This is a genomic window from Bradyrhizobium sp. USDA 4506, assembly GCF_054058795.1.
Genome location: NZ_JBSSBM010000002.1, coordinates 4618320 through 4640416, shown reverse-complemented (window position 1 = coordinate 4640416; position 22097 = coordinate 4618320). Strand labels below are relative to the sequence as shown.

The window sequence follows — 22097 nt, the reverse complement described above, 5'->3', positions numbered from 1 at the left end:
CCCATGCATGTCGCCTTTTAAGAAACGTGGGCCTGTGGCGGCACTGAAGCGATCGGTTCGCTTCGCTTCGAGTTGAGATAATATCGTTCGAAGTTCGCCGTCGGAATTGCGCAGCGACCGCAACTTTGTCTCGCATGTTCGGCTAAACTGCGACATAATCAGTATCTCGCGTGCTGGTGAGCATGGATTCATGAACCGCAGCCCCGTGCTCGTAGACCTGGCGCTTCAAGGCGGGGGATCGCACGGTGCGTTCACGTGGGGTGTCCTGGATCGGCTTCTCGAAGAACCATGGTTTCAGATTGCGGGCATATCCGGGACATCGGCCGGAGCGATGAATGCAGCCGTGCTGGCGGATGGTTGGACCGCGGGCGGCGCTGCCGGCGCGCGCGAAGCGCTTGAAAAATATTGGCGAAGCGTCTCGCGCGCCGCCGCATTCAGTCCGTTGCAACGCTCGCCGCTCGACCGCCTGATGGGACGCTGGTCGCTTGACAGCTCCCCGGCCTATCTCTTCACCGATTTGATGTCGCGGATGCTTTCACCCTATGACCTCAATCCGCTTGGCTTCAATCCGCTACGCGACATATTGAACGACAGTATCGATTTCGAGCGTCTTGCACGCGCGCCGATCAAGCTCTTCATCACCGCCACGCGCGTGCGTACGGGCCGCGGACGGATTTTTCGCAACGCGGAGATTACCGCGGATGTCCTGCTTGCGTCGGCTTGCCTGCCAACGATGTTTCGCGCGATCGAGATCGATGGCGAGCCCTATTGGGACGGCGGCTACGCGGGTAATCCCACGATTACGCCGCTCGTTCGCGAGACCGACGCGCGCGACACCGTCGTCGTCCAGATCAACCCGACCGAGCGTCCGGAGCAGCCGCGCACGGCCGCTGACATTCTCAACCGGCTTAACGAGATCTCGTTCAACTCGCCGCTGGCAAAGGAGCTGCGGATGATCGCGTTGCTTCGCCAGGTCGCCGACCCCGGTACTGGGGAAGGCGCCCGCTGGGCGCAGATGAAGACGCACCGGATCAAGAGCGACATGCTCGCGACGTTCGGTTCGTCATCCAAGCTTAATGCCGAATGGGCGTTCGTGGCCAAGCTGCACGAGGAAGGGCGGCGAGCCGCCGGCGAATTCCTCGAGGCGCATGGCGCCGATCTCGGTGAGCGTTCGACCGCAGATCTCGATATTCTGCTGGCGGAGTGCTGAGACGATGGGTCTTCTCGGCATTCTCGTCGGGCTTGGACTGCTGGTCTGTCTTGCTTTCCGCGGTTGGAGCGTGCTGCTGCTCGCACCGCTCTGTGCGCTGGTGGCCGCAGCTTTCGGTGGCGAGCCGCTGCTTGCCAACTGGACGCAGACCTTCATGGGTAGTGCGTCGGAGTTTCTCGCGCAGTTCTTCCCTATTTTTCTGCTTGGCGCCGTGTTCGGAAAGCTCATGGATGACAGCGGCGCGGTCGCTGCGGTCGCGGGCTTCATCTCCCGGTGCCTGGGCGAACGCCGGATCATCCTCGCGGTCGTGCTCGCAGGCGCACTGGTTACCTACGGCGGCGTCAGCCTGTTCGTCGCCTTCTTTGTCATCGTTCCGATGGCGCAGTCGCTGTTTCGCACGGCGGGGATTCCACGTCGTCTGGTACCGGCGGCGGTCATTCTCGGGACTTCGACCTTCACCATGTCGGCGCTGCCGGGCACGCCGTCGATACAGAATGCGATACCGATGCCTTTCTTCGGCACGACCCCCTTTGCCGCACCGGGCCTCGGCGTTGTCGCCTCGATCATCATGCTGGGCGTCGGGCTGTGGTGGCTTCTTCGCGCGGAGAAGGCAGCGCATCGCGCAAAAGAGGGATATGGCGACGAGCCGCCGGTGCCGGCGGATGCAGCCGACGATGAGCTGTTGCGCGAGCGGGCTACGACGGCGCGGGAATTCGACCCGGCGGAGCTCCGCCACGGATATCACAGCGATGCCGCCGTCCCGATTTTCAACGCCTTGCTTCCCCTGATCGTCGTCGTCGCCGTCAATCTGGTGATGTCGCTGGTTGTGCTGCCTCGGCTTGATTTCTCGTTCCTGGCCGAACAGCGGTGGGGAAATACATCGCTGGCTGCCGTGGCCGGCGTCTGGTCGGTGGTCGTGGCGTTGGCGGGAGCGATCGTGACGGTCATCCTCTGCAACTGGACGCGGCTGCCCGCATTGCGACGAACCATGGATGCCGGTGCCAACGCGTCGGTCCTGCCGGCGCTGAGCGTCGCAAGCCTTGTCGGATTCGGCGCCGTTATCGCCTCGCTTCCCGCTTTCGGCGTGGTGCGGGACTGGGTGTTGCGAATTGAAGGCGGTCCATTGGTGTCGCTCGCGGTCGCGACGAACATCCTTGCCGCGCTGACGGGGTCGGCTTCCGGCGGCTTGACGATCGCGCTCGATGCGCTGGGACGGACCTATATGGATCTTGCCGCGGAGGCGGGTATTGACCCCGGCCTGTTGCATCGCGTCGCGGTGATCGGTTCGGGAACGCTGGACATTCTACCTCACAACGGCGCTGTCGTTAGCCTGCTTGCGATCTGTGGGCTCAAGCATCGCGATAGCTATCTCGACATTGTCATGGTCGGCATTGTGAGTTCTGTCATTGCTCTCGCAGCGGTGATTGCGATCGGCACCGCATTCGGGTCGTTCTGACGCAAGACGATGGGTTGGCTCTACTTCCCGCCGGCGCGCGTAGCTGGAACGATGCTGATCTGAAAATGGCGAGGGGCCCGGCGTGTCGCGCCGAGCCCCTCATACTCCAAGATATCAGCCGGCCTGTAAGCCGGGTTCTGTAGGGCACCATTCTTGCGAATGATGCGCGACGGCCATTCCTCTGGGACAAGGTTCGCACCTTGCCTCGGGCAACCTACCCGGACAGCGGGCCTGACATCGCCCTGCGGTGTTATCGCGCGTGCGCGAACTAACCGCGTTGCCGTCCCTATTCGGTTTTGCTCCCGGTGTGGTTTGCCATGCCGTCTCCGTTGCCGGAAACGCGGTGCGCTCTTACCGCACCTTTTCACCCTTACTTCCTCCGAAGAGGGAGCGGTTCGTTCTCTGTGGCACTTTCCCTGGGGTCGCCCCCGCCGGATGTTATCCGGCACCGCATGTCGATGGAGCCCGGACTTTCCTCCCCCGCGGCCTTTCGGCGCTTGCGGGAGCGGCCGTCCGGCCGACTGACGGGTTACGCATGCGGGCTTTGGCCGCCCGCGTCAAGCGATTGCGATGGTTAACCTTGGCCTGGCGCGCGGCTGGCTCTCGATTTTGACATTCGCAGAGGAGAGGCCTTTGATATCGATTTGATCGATCCAAAGGTCGAGGCGCCATGGATACCGAACTGGCCCGGACGTTCCTGACGGTGGTGAGCGCCGGCAACTTCATCACCGCGGCGGAGCGGCTGCATGTCAGCCAGTCGACCGTTAGCACCCGCATCCACACGCTCGAGCAGCAGCTCGGCTGCGTGCTGTTCGTGCGCAACAAGGCCGGCACCACGTTGACGCCGGCCGGCCGCCAGTTTCAGCGCCACGCCTCGGTGCTGGTCCGCACCGTCGAGCAGGCGCGCCATGATGTCGGAATCCCCAAGGGATTTTCCGCGACGCTGGTGGTCGGCGGCCGCATCGGACTTTGGGAAGAGTATCTGCTGCGCTGGCTGCCGCTGATGACGCGGGCGCATCCCGACATCTCGATCCGCGCCGAGAGCGCGCTCGAGCCCGAGCTGATGCAGGGGCTGGTCGAGGGACGCATCGACATCGGCGTGATGTACACGCCGCAGAGCCGCCCCGGCCTCAAGGTCGAGCAGCTGTTCGAGGAGCAGCTCATCCTGGTGTCGACCGATCCGAAAAGCGCACCGGAGCCGGGACCGGGCTATGTCTATGTCGATTGGGGCCCCGAATTCTACGCGCGTCACGCCACGCTGTTTCCGAATTTCGCCGGCCCCGCGCTGACGGTGAATATCGGCTGGCTCGGATTGCAGCATCTTTTGGAGAATGGCGGCTCTGGCTTCTTCGCGCGTCGTATCGTGGAGCCGCTCCTGAAGGCGCGGCGGCTGCACGCCGTCGCCGGCGCACCTGGCTTTGCGATGCCCGCCTATGTCGCCTATCCGGCTGACAGCCAGGACGATCATCTGGCGCGCGCGGTCGAGACCATGCATCGGCTTGCCGCGTCGCAGGTTAATGCGAGCGCGGACCTGCCGCGGGCCAGGCCTGCCGCGCGGCGGCGGCGCTGACCGCGATTTCTATCGGCATCTCCGATCGATTCCATCGGCTTTCTTCGCTTGTCAGCGCGAACGTCCGCGTTCACAGCAGGATCGGGATCAGCAGGAGTTCAAACGATGGATATTGCGGCAGAAGTGGGAGACGCGTTGCTCAAGGGAGCCTCCGACGCGATCGTCGCGACCGATGTCGAAGGCCGTATCACCTTGTGGAATCCCGGCGCGGTCAGGATGTTCGGCTTCAGCGCCGAGGAGGCGATCGGACAATCGCTCGATTTGATCATTCCGGAGAATCTGCGCGCGCGTCACTGGGCCGGCTTCCGGCACACGATGGCGACCGGGACGAGCCGCTACGGTCAGGGCGATCTGCTGTCGGTGCCGGCGCTGACCAGGCACGGGACGCGCATCTCCGTCGAATTCACCATCGAGATGCTGCACGATGCGGCGCACAAGGTCGCCGGCACCGTCGCGGTGATGCGCGACGTGACCAAGCGTTTCGAGGAGCTCAAGGAGTTGCGGCGCCGCGCCGCGCAGCAGGCCGCGACATCGTCGTAAAGGCTGGGAAGCCATGCCGTCATTGCGAGGAGCTCGCGACAAAATTGCGAAGCAATTTTGCGCTGAAGCGACGAAGCAATCCATCGCTCCGCACATGCGACAGATGGATAGCTTCGCTTCGCTCGCAGTGACGCGGATAAGGCTACAAGCAAATGCCAGGTTCTCGGTCATCCCCTCCGGAGCCGATCACGGCCGCTGGAGCTACTTTCCCGATCGCAGGCGGGTCTCCGCCAGCGCGGTCACAAGGCCGATGACCAGCATCGAGGCCACGATGTCGGCTTCCGCACCGAAACCAAATGCGATCACCGTCGCTGCGGCGACCGCCGCAAGGATCGCGATGGTCAGCCCTTCGTCGGCGATCAGCTGACGCAACGCCTTCAGGCGCGTGATGCCCCGTTGCATTGCCTGCTCACACGCCGAGCGGATTGCCGCCCGCGGCGATGTTCGAGGCGACCTGACTGGCGTGGTGGCGCGGTTTCGCCACGATCCGGCTGCGCAGGATTCGGTACAGCATCGACAGCAGGAGCCGGGAAAGGCGTGTGGCTGTCTGCGGCAGTGGTGTCATGGCGAAGTCCTCCGGGCATGCGAAGGCTACGCGCTGCCATGAATTTAACAAACGAATAATATTGGCGATTACTATCGGATTATCCGATATAAGCTGGCTCTGCGGCCCGCCGGGCCGGTGAGACATTCACGGCGGGCGGCCAAAATAATTTATCCTGACGATGTCGTCCTGCGTGTCGCCCGTTCGACTGGGTGTCGGCGATCCAGCCGATCAAGAGGAGTTCTCAAGATGCAATATCTGTTGCTGATCTACCGGAGCGACGCGGAATATGGCCGCATGAATGCCGACGACCGCAAGGCCCTGTCGGCGGAATATGGCGTCTACACCCAGTCCATCATCCAGAGCGGACACTTCAAGGCGGGTGACGGGCTGCAGCCGGTGTCGACCGCGACCACCGTTCGGGTGCGCGACGGCAAGACGCTGACAACCGACGGGCCGTTTGCGGAAACCCGCGAACAACTCGGCGGCTATTATCTGGTCGATGCCAAGGATCTCGACACGGCGCTCGGCCTCGCGGCGCGGATTCCCGGCGCCAAGACCGGCTCGATCGAAGTCAGGCCGGTGATGATCTACGACAAGTGATGGTTTCGTCGTTCCGGGGCGCGCGAAGCGCGAACCCGGAACCTCGAGATTCCGGGTTCGATGCTTCGCATCGCCCCGGAATGACGGTGAGACCATGACCCCCAGCCAGATCGAAAAAGTGTTTCGCGACGAGGCGGGCCGGGCGCTCGCAACGCTGATCCGTCTCGTCGGCGATTTCGACCTGGCCGAAGATGCGCTTCAGGATGCTTTTGCCGTGGCGCTGCAGCGCTGGCCGATCGGCGAATTCCCCTCCAATCCGCGTGCCTGGCTGGTCAATGTCGGCCGCAACAAGGCGATCGACCGCGTTCGCCGCGCGGCGACGTTTCGCGGCAAGCAGCAGGAACTGACGCATCAGATCCTGCTCGATGCAGAGTCCTCGCCCGAGCCGGCCGATGCAACGCTCGACGACGACATGCTGCGGCTGATCTTCACCTGCTGCCATCCGTCGTTTGCGGCGGAGGTCCAGGTCGCGCTGACCTTGCGCACGGTGTGCGGGCTGACGACGGTCGAGGTCGCGCGCGCCTTCCTGGTGAGCGAGGACGCCATGGCGCAGCGCCTCTCGCGCGCCAAGCAAAAGATAAAACTCGCCGGCATTCCCTATGAGGTGCCGGAGCGTGAGGCGCTGGAGCCGCGCCTCACCGGCGTGCTCGCGGTGATCTACCTCGTCTTCACCGAAGGTTATGCGGCGACCGCCGGCGAGGATCTGATGCGGCCCGATCTTGCCCGCGAGGCGATCCGGCTGGCGCGGCTGATCGATGCGCTGATACCGGCGCGCGGCGAGATCAAGGGGCTGTTGGCGCTGATGCTGCTGCATGATGCGCGCCGCGCCGGCCGCCAGACCGCCGGCGGCGATATCGTGCTGCTCGAGGAGCAGGACCGTTCGCTGTGGGATTTCCAGCAGATCGCCGAAGGCCTCGAACTGGTCGAGGAGGCGCTGCGGATGCCGGGCCGGCCGCAGTCCTACGCCGTGCAGGCGGCGATCGCCGCGCTGCACGCGCGGGCGCCGAGTTACAAGGACACCGACTGGCCGCAGATCGCCGGTCTTTACGAGGTGCTGCTGCGCATCAGCCCGTCGCCGGTGATCGAGCTCAATCACGCCGCCGCGGTGTCGATGGTCGATGGTCCGGCGCGCGCGCTCGACCTGATCGACGCGCTGGACGCGCGCGGCACTTTGAAGGGATATGACCAGCTGCCCGCGGTGCGCGCCGACCTGCTGCGCCGCCTCGGCCGCAAGGATGAAGCGCGGCAGGCCTATCTCGCCGCAACGGCAGCCACGCAACTCGAACCGCTGCGCCGGCTCTATGCGCGGCGCATCGCCGAGATGGGGTGACGCACCCCATCTCTTGCGTGGCCAGTGACGGCGCGCCATTTATCCACGATGGTCAGCGCGCCGTGAGGCGTTGAGCGTGCTCAGTACCCTGTCTTTGCCTTGGCGCCGGTGCTCGATTGCCCGGTCGTCGTCCCCTTCGACATGCCGGTCGTGGTGCCGGGTGCCATCTTCTTCTGCGCGTGATGGACCTTCTGGGTCTTGTGATGGGTCGACGACATGGTCTTGCTTTGGGTCGACATAGCGCCAGCGGCTGCCGGAGCGACAATGAGGCCGACGGCGGCGGCTCCTGCGATCAGTGCTTTGAACATGGACGAATCTCCACTCGGACCGCCCCACCTACAAAGACCGCTCATGCCGAAAAGTTCCAACGTGCACGCACACTTGGCCGGTAAATGCACCGCTCCTCGCGACGACGGACGGAGGCGAGCCTAGCTCGACGCGACCACCGTCGCCGCATCCGGCGGCAGGCTCTCGAGCAGCGCGTGCAGTGTGGCCATGGTGGAACGGTCGGCGATCCCGTCGATGCGCTCCGGGCGGAAGTGGCGCTGGAAGGCGGTGACGACCTCCATGGTCGGGCCGTCGAACTTGCCGTTGTTCGGGATGTTGTAGCCGTAGCGCCGGAACGCGGCCTGCATGTTGGAGACGCTGTCGCTGATCGCACCGAGCTGCAGCGCGTCGCCGCGCACGATCGGCGCCGGCTGCACCCAGTGCCCGACGCCGGAATTGGCCAGCGAGTGCCACGGGAATTTCTCGCCGGGATCCTTCTTGCGCGCCGGCGCCACGTCGGAATGGCCGAGCACGCGATGCGGAACCACCTTGCGGCGAAGCATGATGCCGCGGCACAGCGCTATGACAGCCGCGATCTGGCGCAGCGGAAAATCCGGATAGCCCCAATCGTGACCGCGATTGACGATCTCGACGCCGATCGAGCAGGAGTTGATGTCGTCATCGCCGGCCCACGCGGACACGCCGGCGTGCCAGGCGCGCTTGCTCTCCGGCACGCACTGCACGATGCGGCCGTCCTCGAGCACGATGTAGTGCGCCGAGACCTCGGTGCCGGCCGTGCAGAGCTGGGTGATCGCACCCTCGACGTCGGGCATGCCGGTGTAGTGCAGCACGATCATGTCGGGTTGCCGGCCATTGGCGCGATCGCCGAAGTTCGCCGACGGGATCACGTCGGAGGCGATCGAGGAATCCGGCGTGAACGTCTTCGCGTCCGCCACCCCCTTTGGAACAGGGAGGGCGCGCTGACGCTTCGAATCAGCGTTGCCGGACGAAGACGAACTTGAAGCCATACGAATCACTCAAACCCGAACCAGGAGAAAGCATTTTGACACATGGATAAACAAATAGGCGTTTACTATTCCTTTACCGTGCGGGCCGCGCAATCGACCCCTGCCGGTTCCACGATCCGCATGATGCGCTGCGCCATTGTGCCCGGAGTGGGTCGCGAGGGTATCACTCGAATGCGGATCAAAGCCGCGCGATTCCGCTAACCGATCATCAACGTTTTCTTAACGTTAAGTGCCGTTACTGAGAGGTGAAGTGCCGAACCGGTTTCGGGGGACGGCCAAAGGACGCTGAGCCCCGCTGTTTGCGCGAAATCCCATGGAAACCCTCCCAATTCCGGTCGGATATCAGGATTTGCGGCCGAGAACGGGAGTTGGCGCTGGCGTCACGCAGCGGCTTTTTCACGCGTTTTCGAGCGAAGTGGATACCGGTTCGCGTGAAGAAAACGCGTCAAGACAGGAATCCAGAGCCCCGTTCCGATCCAATCGGAACGAAGAAGGCTCTGGGCGCGAGGATTCGAGGCGCAATGAGTCGGCGCGCACCCAGCTTGCATGCCAGTTACGCGGCTCCGCCCGGGAGTGGCGCATGAGCGAGCGTGCGCCGCGTCACATTTCGGTGCTGGGCCGCGAGGCGGTCGCGTATCTCGCGCCGCGCGCCGGCGGCGTCTATGTCGACGCCACCTTTGGTGCCGGCGGCTACAGCCGGGCGATCCTCGATGTCGCCGATACCCGCGTGATCGGCATCGACCGCGACCGCACCGCGATAACCGGCGGCTTCGATCTGGTCGACGGCGCGGGCGGTCGGCTGACGCTGGTCGAGGACCGCTTCTCCAACCTCGCCGAGGTCTGCGCGTCGCACGGGGTGGATAAGGTCGACGGCGTCGTGATGGATGTCGGCGTCTCCTCGATGCAGCTCGACCAGGCCGAACGCGGCTTCTCATTCCGGCTCGGCGGTCCGCTCGACATGCGGATGGCCCAGAGCGGCCCGACCGCGGCCGACGTGGTCGCGACCGCTTCCGAGAAACAACTCGCCGACATCATCTATATCTTCGGCGAGGAGCGGCATTCGCGCGGCGTCGCCCGCGCCATCGTCGCCGCGCGCAAGGACGCGCCGATCACGACGACCGACGCGCTTGCCGATATCGTCGCGAAGGTCGTGCGCGCCAAGCCGAACGAGATCCATCCGGCGACGCGGACCTTTCAGGCGCTGCGCATCTTCGTCAATGAGGAGCTCGATGAGCTCTATCGGGCGCTCGCAGCGGCCGAGCGCGTGCTGAAGCCGGGCGGCCGGCTCGTCGTGGTTTCGTTCCATTCGCTGGAAGACCGCATCGTCAAGAATTTCCTCAGCCTGCGCGGCAAGGTCTCCGCCGGCTCGCGGCATTTGCCCGAAATGGCGCAAGCGGCGCCGAGCTTTCAGATCCTGACCAAGCGGCCGGTGACGCCCGATGAGGCCGAGCTTGCCGCCAATCCGCGCGCGCGATCGGCCAAGCTGCGTGCCGCCGAGCGCACCGCGGCGCCGATGCACGCCGACGACGACCTGCCGTCATGGCCGCGGCTGTCCGACCTGAAGCGGGGAGGGTGACGATGCGCCTTCTCCATCTCCTCGTCATCGGCATGCTGATCTTCGCGGCGTCCTATGTCTACCGCATCAAGATGGAATCGACCGCGCGCGTCGAACGCGTGCTGCAGCTCAACGCCGAGATCCGCGAGCAGCGCAATGCGATCGCCGCGTTGCGCGCCGAATGGGCCAAGCTCGATGCGCCGCTCCGGCTGCAGGGCCTCGCCGAGCGCCATCTGCCGCTGAAGCCGGTCAACGCCAACCAGTACGATTCCCTGAAGAACCTGCCGGAGCGGCCGCCGAGCTTCACGCGGCCCGGTTCGCGCGATCCGATCGGCGCGATGATCGACACCATCGAGGCCGCCGCGGCGCCCGACAGCACCACCGGATCGATCGACAAGGCGGCGACCGACCAGCCGGCCGCCGACCAGCCTGCGCCCGAAGACTCCGGGCAGGGCGGGGGAGACCAGCAATGACGGGACCAGCCATGACCGATCCGGCACCCGCCAACACACCGGCCGTGAAACCCGCCGAGCCCTGGAACCAGCGGCTGATCCGCACGCTGCTGTATGGCAGCAATGTCGACCGCGCCGCCAAGGCGCGCGCGCGCGTTGGTCTTGCCATCCTCGCTTTCGCCGCGGTCTATTGCGTGCTGGCCGGACGTCTCGTGCTATTCGCCGTCGGCGCCGACAGCCACGGCGCGCGCCGCACCGCCTCGCAAGACGCCATCGCGACCGCGCGGCCCGACATCACCGACCGCAACGGCGAAATCCTCGCCACCGACGTCAAGGCGCCGAGCCTGTTCGCCGAGCCGCGCCGCCTGATCGACAAGGACGAGGCGATCGAGCTCTTGACCGGAGCCTTGCCCGATCTCGACACCAGCGAGGTGCGCGATCGCCTGTCGTCGCGCAAGGGCTTCGTCTGGCTGAAGCGCGAGATCACGCCGAAGCAGCAGAGCGACATCCATCGCCTCGGCCTTCCCGGCGTCGGCTTCCTGCGGGAGAACAAGCGCGTCTATCCGACCGGCAACGAGGTCGCCCACCTGATCGGCCTGGTCAACATCGACAACCAGGGCATCGCCGGCATGGAGAAGTGGCTGGACAGCAACGGGCTGGCCGATCTGCATCGCGCGGGCTTCGCCACCGACCGGCTGCAGAAGCCGGTGGAACTGTCGGTCGACCTGCGCGTCGAGCACGCGCTGCGCGACGAGCTGCTCAAGGCGAAAGAGAAGTTCAAGGCCAAGGCCGCCTCCGGCCTCGTCTCTAACGTCCGCACCGGCGAGATCGTGGCGATGGTGTCGCTGCCGGATTTCGATCCGAACAATCCGAAGGAGGCGCACGATCCCGATCGCATCAACCGCCTGACCACCGGCGTCTACGAGATGGGCTCGACCTTCAAGGCGTTCACGCTGGCGATGGCGCTGGATAGCGGCCGGTTCGACCTCAACTCGATGTGGGATGCGCGTGGCCCGCTGCACTACGGCAAGTTCGCGATCCATGACGATCACAACATGGGCCGCATGATCAACATGAAGGAGGTGTTCTACTATTCCTCCAACATCGGCGCCGGGCGCATTGCGCTGGCGATGGGCGTCGACGCGCACAAGGCGTTCCTGCGCAAGATGGGCCAGCTCGAGCGGCTGCGCACCGAATTGCCGGAGAGCGCCTCGCCGATCGTGCCGAAGAAGTGGGGCGAACTGAACACCGTCACCATCTCGTTCGGTCACGGCATCGCGGTGGCGCCGCTGCAGGCGGTGATGGGTATCGACGCGCTGGTCAACGGCGGCTACCTGATCCCGCCGACCTTCCTGAAGCGCACCGAGCAGGAGGCGATGGCGCTCGCCAAGCGCGTCATCAAGCCCGAGACCTCGGACAAGATGCGCTATCTGATGCGGCTCAATGCCGAGATCGGCACCGCGAAGAAGGCCGACGTCAAGGGCTACTATATCGGCGGCAAGACCGGCACCGCGGAGAAGGTGATCAACGGCCGCTACGCCAAGAAGCGCGTGCTCAACGCCTTCACCGCGATCCTGCCCGCCGACAATCCGAAATACCAGCTCCTGATCATGCTCGACGAGCCGCAGCCCCTGAAGGAGACCTACGGTTTCATCACCTCGGGCTGGAATGCGGTGCCGACCGGCGGCAATGTGATCGCCCGAATTGCGCCGCTTTTGGGCGTTGAACCGCGATTCGACCTGCCGCCGTCCGACCGCCTTATTCTTGCGGCATCCAGAACAACCCAGTAAGGCGTATACTCACGCGGCGCCAGAACGGCGCCGGCCAGACTGGAAGATCATGAGACTTCGCGACCTCTTCAGCGATGATGCCACGATCGATCCGAGTGCCTCCTCGCTCATTGTCGGAGGGCTCGCGGTCGACAGCCGCGCGGTGAAGCCGGGCGACCTGTTCTTCGCGCTGGCCGGCAGCAGGACCGACGGCGCGCGCTTCGTCGATGCGGCGATTGCCGCCGGCGCGGTCGCGGTCGCCAGCGACCATCTGCCGCAAGGTCACGCGCGCGCCCCCTTCGTCATCACGCCGAATCCGCGCCGTGCGCTGGCGCTCGCCGCGGCCAAATTCTTTTCGCGCCAGCCGGCGACGATCGCGGCGGTGACCGGCACCAGCGGCAAGACCTCGGTCGCAGCATTTACACGCCAGATCTGGCAGCGGCTCGGTCATTCCTCCGCCAGCATCGGCACCATCGGCCTCGTCTCGGACAAACGCACCGTCTACGGCTCGCTGACCACGCCGGATCCGATCGCGCTGCATCGCCAGCTCGACGAGATCGCGAGCGACGGCGTCACCCATCTGGCGTTCGAGGCGTCCTCGCACGGCCTCGACCAGTATCGTCTCGACGGCGTGCGCATCGCCGCCGGCGGCTTCACCAATCTGTCGCGCGACCACATGGATTATCATCCCGATGTCGCGCATTACCTCAATGCAAAGCTCCGGTTGTTCCGCGATCTGGTCGCACCAGACGGCGCCGCGGTGATCTCGGCCGATCATGACTGTTCGGGCGAGGTGATCGATGCGGCGCGCTCGCGCGGCCTGCGCATCATCGCGGTCGGGCGCAACGCCGATGCAGGCGATGGCATCAAGCTCCTCGATGCCGCCATCGAAGGCTTTGCCCAGCGGCTCCTGATCGAGCACCGCGGGCGCAAGCACGCGATCCGGCTGCCGCTGGTTGGCGAATTCCAGATCGAGAACGCGCTGGTCGCGGCCGGGCTTGCGATCGGCACCGGCAGCGCCGCCGATGACGTGTTCGGCTGCCTCGAACATCTCGAAGGCGCCAAGGGCCGGCTGGAATTCGTCGGCGAGCACAATGGCGCGCCGATCTTCGTCGACTACGCCCACAAGCCCGACGCACTTGCCAAGGCGCTGCAGGCGCTGCGGCCCTATGCCAGGCGCAAGCTGGTCGTGATCTTCGGCGCGGGCGGCGACCGCGACGCCGGCAAGCGTCCGATCATGGGCGCGATCGCGGCAGAGAATGCCGATCAGGTCATCGTCACCGACGACAATCCGCGCAGCGAGAAGCCGGAGGCGATCCGCGCCGCGATCATGGCGACGGCGAAGGGCGCGCGCGAGATCGGCGACCGCGCCGCGGCGATCCGCGCCGGCATTGCCGGCCTCGCGCCGGGCGATGCGCTGGTCGTCGCCGGCAAGGGCCACGAGGTCGGGCAGATCGTCGGCAACACGACGCTGCCATTCAGCGATCATGAAGCGGTCGCCAGTGCACTGGCTGCGGAGGGCGCATGAGCACGATGTTGTGGACCTCGGATGCGATGGCGATGGCGATGCGCGCCGCCACGCAAGGCGCGCTGCCGGACGGCGTCACCGGTCTCTCGATCGACAGCCGCACCATTGCAAAGGGCGAGGCGTATTTCGCGATCAAGGGCGATGTCCATGACGGCCATGCCTTCGTCGAGGCGGCGCTGAAGGCCGGTGCCGGGCTCGCGGTGGTCGAGACCGCGCAACGGGCAAAGTTTCCCGCTGATGCGCCGCTGCTGGTGGTCGACGACGTGCTCGCCGGTCTTGTCGAGCTCGCGCATGCCTCGCGCGCGCGGCTCAACGCGCAGATCGTCGCGGTGACCGGCTCGGTCGGCAAGACCTCGACCAAAGAGGCGCTGCGCCGCGTGCTGTCGGCGCAGGGCGAGACCCATGCGTCGGTGGCGTCGTTCAACAATCACTGGGGCGTGCCGCTGTCGCTGGCGCGCTGCCCGGCCAGCACGCGCTTTGCGGTGTTCGAGATCGGCATGAACCATGCCGGCGAGATCACGCCGCTGGTGAAGATGGTGCGCCCGCACGTCGCAATCATCACCACGATCGAGCCGGTGCATCTGGAATTCTTCGCCGGCATCGAGGCGATCGCCGACGCCAAGGCGGAGATCTTCGCAGGGCTCGAGCCCGATGGCGCCGTCGTGCTCAACCGCGACAACGGGCAATTCGCGCGGCTGCAGAAGCAGGCAAAGCAGGCCGGAGTCTCGCGCATCGTCTCGTTCGGCACCGACAAGCGCGCCGAGGCGCGGCTGCTCGACTTGTCGCTGCACGCGACGTGCTCGGCGGTGCATGCGGATATTCTGGATCATGACATCACCTACAAGATCGGCATGCCCGGCCGGCACATGGCGATGAACTCACTCGCGGTGCTCGCCGGCGCTTCGCTGCTCGGCGCCGATATCGCGCGCGCGGCGCTGTCGCTGTCGCAGCTCGAGGCGCCGACCGGCCGCGGCTTCCGTCGCACCCTCGAGGTCGGCCATGGCGAGGCGATGCTGATCGACGAGAGCTACAACGCCAACCCGGCCTCGATGGGCGCCGCGCTCAACGTGCTCGGTCAGGCCCAGACCGGGCCGCATGGCCGCCGCATCGCGGTGCTCGGCGACATGCTCGAGCTCGGGCCGACCGGGCCCGAACTGCACCGCGGCCTCAACGAGGCCGTGACCGCCAACCGCATCGACCTCGTATATTGTTGTGGTCCGCTGATGCGGAATCTGTGGGATGCCCTTTCCACCGGCAAGCGGGGAGGCTATGCCGAGAGTTCGGCGGCGCTCGAAGCGCAGGCGGTCGCCGCGGTCCGTGCCGGTGACGTGATCATGGTGAAGGGCTCGCTGGGATCGAAGATGAAGCTGATTGTCAGCGCGCTGGAAAAACGCTTCCCCGACAGGGCCGCGCACGAAGAAGCGGTATAGGACCCTCGAATGTTCTACTGGTTGATCGAACTGTCCAACACCGTTCCGGGGTTTGGGGCGTTCCGCAGCGCTTTGAACGTGTTCCGCTACATCACTTTCCGCACCGGCGGCGCGATGGTGACCGGCGCATTGTTCGTGTTTCTGTTCGGGCCCTGGATCATCGATCACCTGCGGCTGCGGCAGGGCAAGGGCCAGCCGATCCGCACCGATGGCCCGCAGTCGCATTTGATCTCCAAGAAGGGCACGCCCACCATGGGCGGGCTGATGATCCTGTCCGGGCTCGTGGTGTCGACGCTGCTCTGGGCCAATCCGCTCAATCCCTATGTCTGGATCGTGCTGGCGGTGACGCTCGGCTTCGGCTTCGTCGGCTTCTATGACGATTATTTGAAGGTCACAAAGCAGTCGCACAGCGGCTTCGCCGGCAAGCTGCGGCTGCTGATCGAAGCCGCGATCGGGCTCGCCGCCTGCTACGCGCTGGTTCGGCTCGGGCGCGACGTGTCGTCGACCTCGCTCGTGATTCCGTTCTTCAAGGACCTCGTGATCAATTTCGGTTGGTTCTTCGTGATCTTCGGCGCCTTCGTGATGGTCGGCGCCGGCAATGCGGTGAACCTGACCGACGGCCTCGACGGTCTTGCGATCGTGCCCGTGATGATTGCCGCCGCAAGCTTCGGCATGATCTCGTACCTGACCGGCAACGCGGTGTTCTCGGATTACCTGCAGATCAATTACGTCGCCGGCACCGGCGAACTGGCGGTGCTGTGCGGCGCGGTGCTTGGCGCGGGCCTCGGCTTCCTCTGGTTCAACGCGCCGCCGGCCTCGATCTTCATGGGCGACACCGGTTCGCTGGCGCTCGGCGGCATGCTTGGCGCGACGGCGGTTGCGGTGAAGCACGAGATCGTGCTCGCCGTGATCGGCGGCCTGTTCGTGCTGGAGGCGGTCTCGGTCATCGTCCAGGTCACCTCGTTCAAGCTCACCGGCAAGCGCGTGTTCCGGATGGCGCCGCTGCACCATCATTTCGAGCAGAAGGGCTGGACCGAGCCGCAGATCGTGATCCGGTTCTGGATCATCTCGGTGATGCTGGCGCTCGCCGGCCTGTCGACGCTGAAGCTGCGCTGATGGTTTCGCATCCCATTGACTGTCATTCCGGGGCTCGCGCAGCGAGAACCCGGAATCTCGAGATTCCGGATAACCGCTGCGCGGTTTCCGGAATGACAGGGAGATAGACATGATCCCGGTCACCTCCTTCTCCGGCAAGACGGTCGCGGTGTTCGGGCTCGGCGGCTCCGGGCTCGCGAGCTGCCAGGCGCTGAAGGCCGGTGGCGCCGAGGTGATCGCCGCCGACGACAATGCCGACAACGTCGCCAGGGCGGCGCAGGCCGGCTTCACCACCGCCGATCTGCGCACCGTGTCGTGGGCGAATTTCGCCGCATTGATCCTGACCCCGGGCGCGCCGCTGACCCATCCGGCGCCGCACTGGAGCGTGCTGAAGGCGCGCGAGGCGGGCTGCGAGGTGATCGGCGACGTCGAACTGTTCTGCCGCGAGCGGCGCCGCCACGCGCCGAACGCGCCGTTCGTCGCCATCACCGGCACCAACGGCAAATCGACCACCACCGCGCTGATCGCGCATCTGATGAAGGTCGCCGGCTACGACACCCAGATGGGCGGCAATATCGGCACCGCGATCCTGTCGCTGGAGCCGCCGCGCATGGGTCGTGTCCATGTGATCGAGATGTCGTCCTACCAGATCGACCTCGCACCGTCGCTCGATCCGTCGGTCGGTATTCTGATCAACATCAGCGAGGATCACATCGACCGCCACGGCACGCTCGAGCATTACGCCGCGGTGAAGGAGCGGCTGGTCGCCGGCGTACAGGCCGGCGGCACCGCGATAACAGGCGTCGACGACATCTGGTGCCGCAACATCGCCGACCGGCTCGATCGCGCCGGCAAGCGCGTGGTGCGCATCTCGGTGAAGAACCCGCTGCCCGACGGTCTCTATGTCGAGCACGAGACGATCGTGCGTGCCTCGGGCGCGGCGCGCAGCGAGATCGCGCGGCTGGGCGGCATCGGCTCGCTGCGCGGCCTGCACAATGCGCAGAACGCCGCCTGCGCCTCGGCCTGCGCGGTGGCGATGGGGATCGCGACCGACGTGTTGCAGAACGGCCTGCGCAGCTTCCCGGGTCTCGCGCATCGCATGGAGCAGGTCGGCCGCCGCGGCAACGTGCTGTTCGTCAACGACTCCAAGGGCACCAATGCGGATGCGGCCGCGCATGCGCTGTCGTCGTTTGCCGACATCTACTGGATCGCCGGCGGCAAGCCGAAGGCCGGCGGCATCACCAGCCTGACCGAATATTTCCCGCGCATCCGCAAGGCCTATCTGATCGGCGAGGCGGCGGCCGACTTCTCCGGCACGCTGGGCGAGCGCGTCCCGCACGACATGTCCGGCACGCTCGACGTCGCGATCGCCAGCGCCGCGCGCGATGCCGAGGCATCGGGGCTCGCGGAAGCCGTCGTGCTGCTGTCGCCGGCCTGCGCCTCGTTCGACCAGTACCGCAATTTCGAAATCCGCGGTGCCGCCTTCCGCGACATCGTGCAGGCGCTGCCCGGCGTCAAGCCGGTGGTGTGACGATCACGTAGGGCGGATTGGCACAGCGTAATCCGCCGTTCGGTGCCGGGCGATGACACCGAGATGAAGTACGCAGTGACGGTGCGTCGTATCGCGCGAGAACCATCCTCATCGTCGTCCTGGCGAAAGCCAGGACCCATTACCCCAAATCTCAATCGTTGCGCGACGCTGGGGCCGCGGTAGCGTCCATTATCAAGTCGGTGGTTGATGGTGTGGACGGCCCCCTACGGCATCAGTGTGCCAGAATGAGGTTGTCTAGATCTCATACATGGGAGCCGTCCGTGAACCAGATTATCCGCATTGGGATTGATACGTCGAAGTATATTTTTGTGCTGCATGGGGTTGATGCGGCGGAGCAGGTGGTGCTGCGCAAGAAGCTGTCGCGCAAACAAGTGCTGGAGTTCTTCGCCAAATTGCCGCCGACTGTGATCGGGATGGAGGCCTGCGGGGCTTCGCAACATTGGGCGCGTCAGCTTTCCAAGCTCGGTCACGAGGTGAAGCTGATGGCACCGCAATTGGTCAAACCCTACGTGATGCGGAACAAGAATGACGGGCGGGATGCAGAAGGCCTGTGTGAAGCGATGAGCCGGCCGAGCATGCGCTTCGTGCCGGTGAAGACGGCCGAGCAGCAGGCCGCGCTGATGCTGATGGGTGTCCGCGACGGATTGATCGTCCGGCGCACCCAGCTGACCAATACGATACGCGGCCACGCGGCGGAGTATGGCCTGATCGCCCCCAAGGGACTGGACGCGATCGAACCCCTGCTGGTGCGGATTGCGCAGGACGAGACGCTTCCGGTTCTGGCGCGCGAGCTGTTTGTGGTGCTGGGCCGGGAGCGCGTCAGGCTCGAGGGTGAGTTGGAGGCGGTTGAGGCCAAGCTGATGGCCTGGCACCGCGCCGATGCCACGGGCCGGCGCTTGGCTCAGATCCCCTCGGTCGGTCCGATCGTTGCAACCGCGCTGGTGATGAAGACACCTGATCCGCGCACGTTCCGTTCTGGTCGTCATTTTGCGGCCTGGCTGGGATTGACACCCAAGGACCACTCCACCGCTGGCAAGACCAGGCTTGGCAAGATCACGCGGGCTGGCGATGAGAACTTGCGCCGTCTGCTGGTGGTCGGGGCCACAGCGGTGATCCAGCAGGCCAGGCGGGGACGCGGTCATCACTCGCGCTGGCTGCTGGCCCTGATCAAGCGCAAGCCGCCGAAGCTTGCGGCCGTGGCGCTCGCCAACAAAGTGGCCCGTATCGCCTGGAAGCTGATGGCAACGGGCGAGAGTTACGAGGCGGCACGGATGAATCCCATGACAGCCGCCGCCTAATCGATTAGCCGGCGGGCTCGCTCGCCGGCCGACCGGAGCTGCAAGAGCAGATGGAGCGATCGATCGAGCAACGATGCGAGACAGTCCGCAGGACCCATCGGCCGCCAACAGGCCGCGTGGTTGTTTGGAACTCGCATCGCGCAAACCATCTTGGCCAGCGATCCATTCGATCGCACCCAACAGGCCGGACATATGGATGCAAGCGATCCGATCTCACCAAACAGCTCTTGTGCCACGGGGGCCGTCCACATATGGGTCCTGGCTTTCGCCAGGACGACGTCGGGATGGGGGCTCATTCACCTCCCTCAAAAGTTACCCATCCCGTTAACCCCTTGGAAACCATCCTGCGCCACGAATGGACGTTATCTCTGCCATCTGGGGACGCCCATGCTCGCCCGTGACCAACGCACCCCGTTCTCGGACTGGTGGTGGACCGTCGACAAGCTGCTGCTTGTCGCGATCGCCGCGTTGATGCTGGCCGGCGTCATCCTGTCGCTGGCGGCGAGCCCGCCGGTGGCGACCCGGATCGGGCTCGATCCGTTCCACTTCTTCAACCGCCACGTCATGTTCCTGGTGCCGTCGCTGATGGTGCTGATCGGGGTGTCGTTCATGACGCCGCGGCAGATCCGGCGCACCGCGCTGATAGTGTTCGCGGTCTCGATAGCGCTGATCGTGCTGACGCTGCTGCTCGGCCCCGAGGTCAAGGGCTCGCGGCGCTGGATCACGCTGCTCGGTGTCAACATCCAGGCCTCCGAAGCTGCAAAACCCTCTTTCGTCATCGTCGCTGCCTGGCTATTTGCGGAATCGACCAAGCGGCCGGAGATGCCGGCGACCTCGATGGCGCTGGTGCTGTTGCTGACGCTGGTCACGCTGCTGGTGATGGAGCCCGACTTCGGTCAGACCATGCTGATCCTCACGGTGTGGGGCGCGCTGTTCTTCATCGCGGGCATGCGGATGATCTGGGTGTTCGGGCTCGCCGGCGCGGCGGGCGCGGGCCTGTTCGGCGCCTATCTGCTGGTGCCGCACGTCGCCGGCCGCATCAAGCGCTTCATGAATCCGGCCTCCGGCGACACCTTCCAGGTCGACACCGCGATGGAGGCGTTCTGGAACGGCGGCTGGTTCGGCCTGGGGCCGGGCGAGGGCATCGCCAAGCGCAGCCTGCCGGACAGCCACACCGACTTCGTGTTCGCGGTCGCGGCGGAGGAGTTCGGCATCATCCTCTGCCTGATGCTGGTCGCGCTGTTCGGTTTCATCGTGATCCGGACGCTAACCCGTGCCTATGCCACCGAGGACATGTTCTCGCGCTTCGCGGCGTCGGGGCTTGCGATCCTGTTCGGCGTGCAGGCGACCATCAACATGGCGGTCAATCTGCAACTGATCCCGGCCAAGGGCATGACGCTGCCGTTCATCTCCTATGGCGGCTCCTCGTTCGTGTCGCTTGCCTATGGCGTCGGCATGATGCTGGCGCTGACGCGGCAGCGGCCGCGCACCGAGATCGAATCGATGGAAGGCGCCAGCGCTCAGCGCGCCTACGCGTAGGTGAACCCTTGTTGTCATTGCGAGGAGCGAAGCGACGACTTGTCCGCCGAAGCCTCGGCGAAGGCGGAAGCAATCCATCCCGCCGTTCTGCGGGGCGATGGATTGCTTCGCTTCGCTCGCAATGACGATGTAAAAGGCGGCTATGGACAACGCGCCCCTGATTCTGCTGGCGGCCGGTGGCACCGGCGGCCATCTGTTCCCGGCCGAAGCGCTCGCCGTGGAATTGATCAGGCGTGGCCTGCGCGTCCGGCTCGCCACCGACGGCCGCGCGCTGCGCTATTCCGGCCTGTTCGGCAGGGAGAGCATCGACCTCGTGCCGAGCGCAACCGTGCGCAGCCGCAACCCGATCTCGGTGGCGCGCACCGCGCTGATGCTCGGCTACGGCACGCTGGTCGCCGCCAAGCTGGTGCGCCGGCTGAAGCCCGCGGCCGTGGTCGGCTTCGGCGGCTACCCGACCTTGCCGCCGCTGATGGCGGCGCGGCTGCTCGGCGTTCCCGGCATCATCCATGACGCCAATGCGGTGCTCGGCCGCGCCAATCGTTTCCTCTCTGCCCGCGTCAGCGCGATCGCGACCTCGCTGCCCGGCGTGCTCGATCGCGATCCCGCGCTGGCCGGCAAGGCCACCACGGTCGGCACGCCGATGCGGCCGGCGATCCTTGCGGCTGCGGCAGTGAAGTACACGCCGCCCGAGGCGAACGGTCCGCTGCGCCTGCTCGTCGTCGGCGGCAGCCAGGGCGCGCGGGTGATGAGCGATATCGTGCCGCCCGCGATCGAGCAGCTCGCGCCCGCGCTGTGGAGCCGTCTGATCGTCACCCAGCAGGTGCGCGAAGAGGACATGGATCGGGTGCGCGCGGTCTACGACCGGCTCGAGATTAACGCCGAGCTCGCGCCGTTCTTCGCCGACCTGCCGGCGCGCCTCGCCTCGAGCCAGCTCGTGATCTCGCGCTCGGGCGCCGGCACGGTCGCCGAGCTCGCCGCGATCGGCCGGCCCTCAATCCTGGTGCCGCTGCCGGGCGCGATCGATCAGGACCAGTTTGCCAATGCCGGCGTGCTGTCGCAGGCGAGCGGCGCGCTGCGCATCGCGCAGGGCGACTTCACGCCCGAGCGGTTGGCCGCCGAGATTTCGGCCTTCGCCACCGAGCCCGTGAAACTGACCACGATGGCGGCGTCGGCGCGCGGCGTCGGCCGGCTCGATGCCGCCGAGCGGCTGGCCGATCTGGTTGCGAAAGTGGCCGGAATTTAGGCCGCTTTCGAGGAATTTCGGCCGTGGGACGCCATGGCCGGGCTTGTCCCGGCCATATCAGTCTTTCATAAGTCGGAGAATTGCCGGG

Annotated in this window: 20 protein-coding genes and 1 other RNA gene; 16 read left to right on the top strand and 5 right to left on the bottom strand. The window is 65.7% G+C overall.

Annotation, left to right across the window (positions count from 1 at the left end; all coding sequences use genetic code 11):
* The first annotated feature begins 190 nt into the window (after positions 1-190).
* Positions 191-1210 (top strand): patatin-like phospholipase family protein, encoded by a 1020-nt coding sequence (locus ACVIHF_RS24250; RefSeq protein WP_310880688.1) that lies wholly within the window; start codon positions 191-193, stop codon positions 1208-1210.
* A gap of 4 nt (positions 1211-1214) precedes the next feature.
* Complete coding sequence (locus tag ACVIHF_RS24245) at positions 1215-2666, top strand: GntP family permease (protein WP_310880687.1); 1452 nt, start codon at positions 1215-1217, stop codon at positions 2664-2666.
* A 110-nt stretch (positions 2667-2776) separates the two neighbouring features.
* On the opposite strand, the gene rnpB is transcribed toward ACVIHF_RS24245, so the two are convergent.
* An RNA gene (rnpB, locus tag ACVIHF_RS24240) (RNase P RNA component class A) lies at positions 2777-3191 on the bottom strand.
* 145 nt (positions 3192-3336) lie between these two features.
* Between rnpB and ACVIHF_RS24235 the strand changes: the two genes are divergently transcribed.
* Together ACVIHF_RS24235 and ACVIHF_RS24230 are read left to right on the top strand one after the other, a co-directional pair.
* Positions 3337-4236 (top strand): LysR family transcriptional regulator, encoded by a 900-nt coding sequence (locus tag ACVIHF_RS24235; RefSeq protein ID WP_168859073.1) that lies wholly within the window; start codon positions 3337-3339, stop codon positions 4234-4236.
* A gap of 105 nt (positions 4237-4341) precedes the next feature.
* A complete protein-coding gene (locus ACVIHF_RS24230) occupies positions 4342-4776 on the top strand; it encodes a PAS domain S-box protein (protein WP_092087651.1) in 435 nt (144 codons plus the stop codon).
* Between the two features lie 201 nt (positions 4777-4977).
* Here the strand turns inward: ACVIHF_RS24230 and ACVIHF_RS24225 are convergent, their stop codons facing one another.
* Positions 4978-5178 (bottom strand): hypothetical protein, encoded by a 201-nt coding sequence (locus ACVIHF_RS24225; RefSeq protein WP_057014987.1) that lies wholly within the window; start codon positions 5176-5178, stop codon positions 4978-4980.
* A gap of 7 nt (positions 5179-5185) precedes the next feature.
* Positions 5186-5341 (bottom strand): hypothetical protein, encoded by a 156-nt coding sequence (locus ACVIHF_RS24220; protein WP_176937094.1) that lies wholly within the window; start codon positions 5339-5341, stop codon positions 5186-5188.
* Between the two features lie 228 nt (positions 5342-5569).
* On the opposite strand from ACVIHF_RS24220, the gene ACVIHF_RS24215 reads away from it, so the two are divergent.
* Both ACVIHF_RS24215 and ACVIHF_RS24210 read left to right on the top strand, forming a co-directional pair.
* On the top strand, positions 5570-5923 hold the full coding sequence (locus ACVIHF_RS24215) for a YciI family protein (RefSeq protein WP_057014988.1): 354 nt from the start codon (positions 5570-5572) through the stop codon (positions 5921-5923).
* Between the two features lie 94 nt (positions 5924-6017).
* Positions 6018-7253 (top strand): RNA polymerase sigma factor, encoded by a 1236-nt coding sequence (locus tag ACVIHF_RS24210; protein ID WP_310880686.1) that lies wholly within the window; start codon positions 6018-6020, stop codon positions 7251-7253.
* Between the two features lie 80 nt (positions 7254-7333).
* Here ACVIHF_RS24210 and ACVIHF_RS24205 read toward each other — a convergent pair whose 3' ends face one another.
* Both ACVIHF_RS24205 and ACVIHF_RS24200 read right to left on the bottom strand, forming a co-directional pair.
* Positions 7334-7561, bottom strand: coding sequence for a hypothetical protein (locus tag ACVIHF_RS24205; protein ID WP_016840052.1), 228 nt, complete (start codon positions 7559-7561; stop codon positions 7334-7336).
* A 120-nt stretch (positions 7562-7681) separates the two neighbouring features.
* Positions 7682-8548, bottom strand: a complete 867-nt coding sequence (locus ACVIHF_RS24200) for an N-acetylmuramoyl-L-alanine amidase (RefSeq protein ID WP_176937093.1) — start codon at positions 8546-8548, stop codon at positions 7682-7684.
* A gap of 580 nt (positions 8549-9128) precedes the next feature.
* On the opposite strand from ACVIHF_RS24200, the gene rsmH reads away from it, so the two are divergent.
* The 10 genes from rsmH to murG all read left to right on the top strand — a co-directional run bounded on the left by rsmH (position 9129) and on the right by murG (position 22009).
* Positions 9129-10124 (top strand): 16S rRNA (cytosine(1402)-N(4))-methyltransferase RsmH, encoded by a 996-nt coding sequence (rsmH, locus tag ACVIHF_RS24195; protein ID WP_456779572.1) that lies wholly within the window; start codon positions 9129-9131, stop codon positions 10122-10124.
* A 2-nt stretch (positions 10125-10126) separates the two neighbouring features.
* Positions 10127-10576 carry a cell division protein FtsL gene (ftsL, locus tag ACVIHF_RS24190; RefSeq protein WP_253625833.1) on the top strand — a complete coding sequence of 150 codons (450 nt, stop codon included), beginning with the start codon at positions 10127-10129 and terminating at the stop codon, positions 10574-10576.
* 11 nt (positions 10577-10587) lie between these two features.
* A complete protein-coding gene (locus tag ACVIHF_RS24185) occupies positions 10588-12345 on the top strand; it encodes a peptidoglycan D,D-transpeptidase FtsI family protein (protein ID WP_050385389.1) in 1758 nt (585 codons plus the stop codon).
* A gap of 49 nt (positions 12346-12394) precedes the next feature.
* Positions 12395-13852: a UDP-N-acetylmuramoyl-L-alanyl-D-glutamate--2,6-diaminopimelate ligase gene (locus ACVIHF_RS24180; protein ID WP_456779573.1), complete on the top strand. Its 1458-nt coding sequence runs from the start codon at positions 12395-12397 to the stop codon at positions 13850-13852.
* Entirely contained in the window at positions 13849-15282 is a 1434-nt protein-coding gene (locus ACVIHF_RS24175) for a UDP-N-acetylmuramoylalanyl-D-glutamyl-2,6-diaminopimelate--D-alanyl-D-alanine ligase (RefSeq protein ID WP_456792666.1), read from the top strand. Before ACVIHF_RS24180 ends, ACVIHF_RS24175 begins: the two co-directional genes overlap by 4 nt.
* 9 nt (positions 15283-15291) lie before the next feature.
* Positions 15292-16398, top strand: a complete 1107-nt coding sequence (mraY, locus tag ACVIHF_RS24170; RefSeq protein WP_456779575.1) for a phospho-N-acetylmuramoyl-pentapeptide-transferase — start codon at positions 15292-15294, stop codon at positions 16396-16398.
* A 109-nt stretch (positions 16399-16507) separates the two neighbouring features.
* Positions 16508-17908, top strand: a complete 1401-nt coding sequence (gene murD / locus ACVIHF_RS24165) for a UDP-N-acetylmuramoyl-L-alanine--D-glutamate ligase (protein ID WP_456779576.1) — start codon at positions 16508-16510, stop codon at positions 17906-17908.
* 281 nt (positions 17909-18189) lie between these two features.
* Positions 18190-19227, top strand: coding sequence for an IS110 family RNA-guided transposase (locus ACVIHF_RS24160; RefSeq protein WP_253605065.1), 1038 nt, complete (start codon positions 18190-18192; stop codon positions 19225-19227).
* 387 nt (positions 19228-19614) lie between these two features.
* Entirely contained in the window at positions 19615-20766 is a 1152-nt protein-coding gene (gene ftsW, locus ACVIHF_RS24155) for a putative lipid II flippase FtsW (RefSeq protein ID WP_057014997.1), read from the top strand.
* A 142-nt stretch (positions 20767-20908) separates the two neighbouring features.
* Positions 20909-22009 (top strand): undecaprenyldiphospho-muramoylpentapeptide beta-N-acetylglucosaminyltransferase, encoded by a 1101-nt coding sequence (gene murG, locus ACVIHF_RS24150; RefSeq protein WP_456779577.1) that lies wholly within the window; start codon positions 20909-20911, stop codon positions 22007-22009.
* Positions 22010-22097: the final 88 nt, after the last annotated feature.

Coding starts and splice junctions, on each gene's coding strand:
- ACVIHF_RS24250 (WP_310880688.1), top strand. CDS start 191: ATGAACCGCAGCCCCGTGCTCGTAGACCTGGCGCTTCAAGGCGGGGGA.
- ACVIHF_RS24245 (WP_310880687.1), top strand. CDS start 1,215: ATGGGTCTTCTCGGCATTCTCGTCGGGCTTGGACTGCTGGTCTGTCTT.
- ACVIHF_RS24235 (WP_168859073.1), top strand. CDS start 3,337: ATGGATACCGAACTGGCCCGGACGTTCCTGACGGTGGTGAGCGCCGGC.
- ACVIHF_RS24230 (WP_092087651.1), top strand. CDS start 4,342: ATGGATATTGCGGCAGAAGTGGGAGACGCGTTGCTCAAGGGAGCCTCC.
- ACVIHF_RS24225 (WP_057014987.1), bottom strand. CDS start 5,178: ATGCAACGGGGCATCACGCGCCTGAAGGCGTTGCGTCAGCTGATCGCC.
- ACVIHF_RS24220 (WP_176937094.1), bottom strand. CDS start 5,341: ATGACACCACTGCCGCAGACAGCCACACGCCTTTCCCGGCTCCTGCTG.
- ACVIHF_RS24215 (WP_057014988.1), top strand. CDS start 5,570: ATGCAATATCTGTTGCTGATCTACCGGAGCGACGCGGAATATGGCCGC.
- ACVIHF_RS24210 (WP_310880686.1), top strand. CDS start 6,018: ATGACCCCCAGCCAGATCGAAAAAGTGTTTCGCGACGAGGCGGGCCGG.
- ACVIHF_RS24205 (WP_016840052.1), bottom strand. CDS start 7,561: ATGTTCAAAGCACTGATCGCAGGAGCCGCCGCCGTCGGCCTCATTGTC.
- ACVIHF_RS24200 (WP_176937093.1), bottom strand. CDS start 8,548: ATGGCTTCAAGTTCGTCTTCGTCCGGCAACGCTGATTCGAAGCGTCAG.
- rsmH (WP_456779572.1), top strand. CDS start 9,129: ATGAGCGAGCGTGCGCCGCGTCACATTTCGGTGCTGGGCCGCGAGGCG.
- ftsL (WP_253625833.1), top strand. CDS start 10,127: ATGCGCCTTCTCCATCTCCTCGTCATCGGCATGCTGATCTTCGCGGCG.
- ACVIHF_RS24185 (WP_050385389.1), top strand. CDS start 10,588: ATGACCGATCCGGCACCCGCCAACACACCGGCCGTGAAACCCGCCGAG.
- ACVIHF_RS24180 (WP_456779573.1), top strand. CDS start 12,395: ATGAGACTTCGCGACCTCTTCAGCGATGATGCCACGATCGATCCGAGT.
- ACVIHF_RS24175 (WP_456792666.1), top strand. CDS start 13,849: ATGAGCACGATGTTGTGGACCTCGGATGCGATGGCGATGGCGATGCGC.
- mraY (WP_456779575.1), top strand. CDS start 15,292: ATGTTCTACTGGTTGATCGAACTGTCCAACACCGTTCCGGGGTTTGGG.
- murD (WP_456779576.1), top strand. CDS start 16,508: ATGATCCCGGTCACCTCCTTCTCCGGCAAGACGGTCGCGGTGTTCGGG.
- ftsW (WP_057014997.1), top strand. CDS start 19,615: ATGCTCGCCCGTGACCAACGCACCCCGTTCTCGGACTGGTGGTGGACC.
- murG (WP_456779577.1), top strand. CDS start 20,909: ATGGACAACGCGCCCCTGATTCTGCTGGCGGCCGGTGGCACCGGCGGC.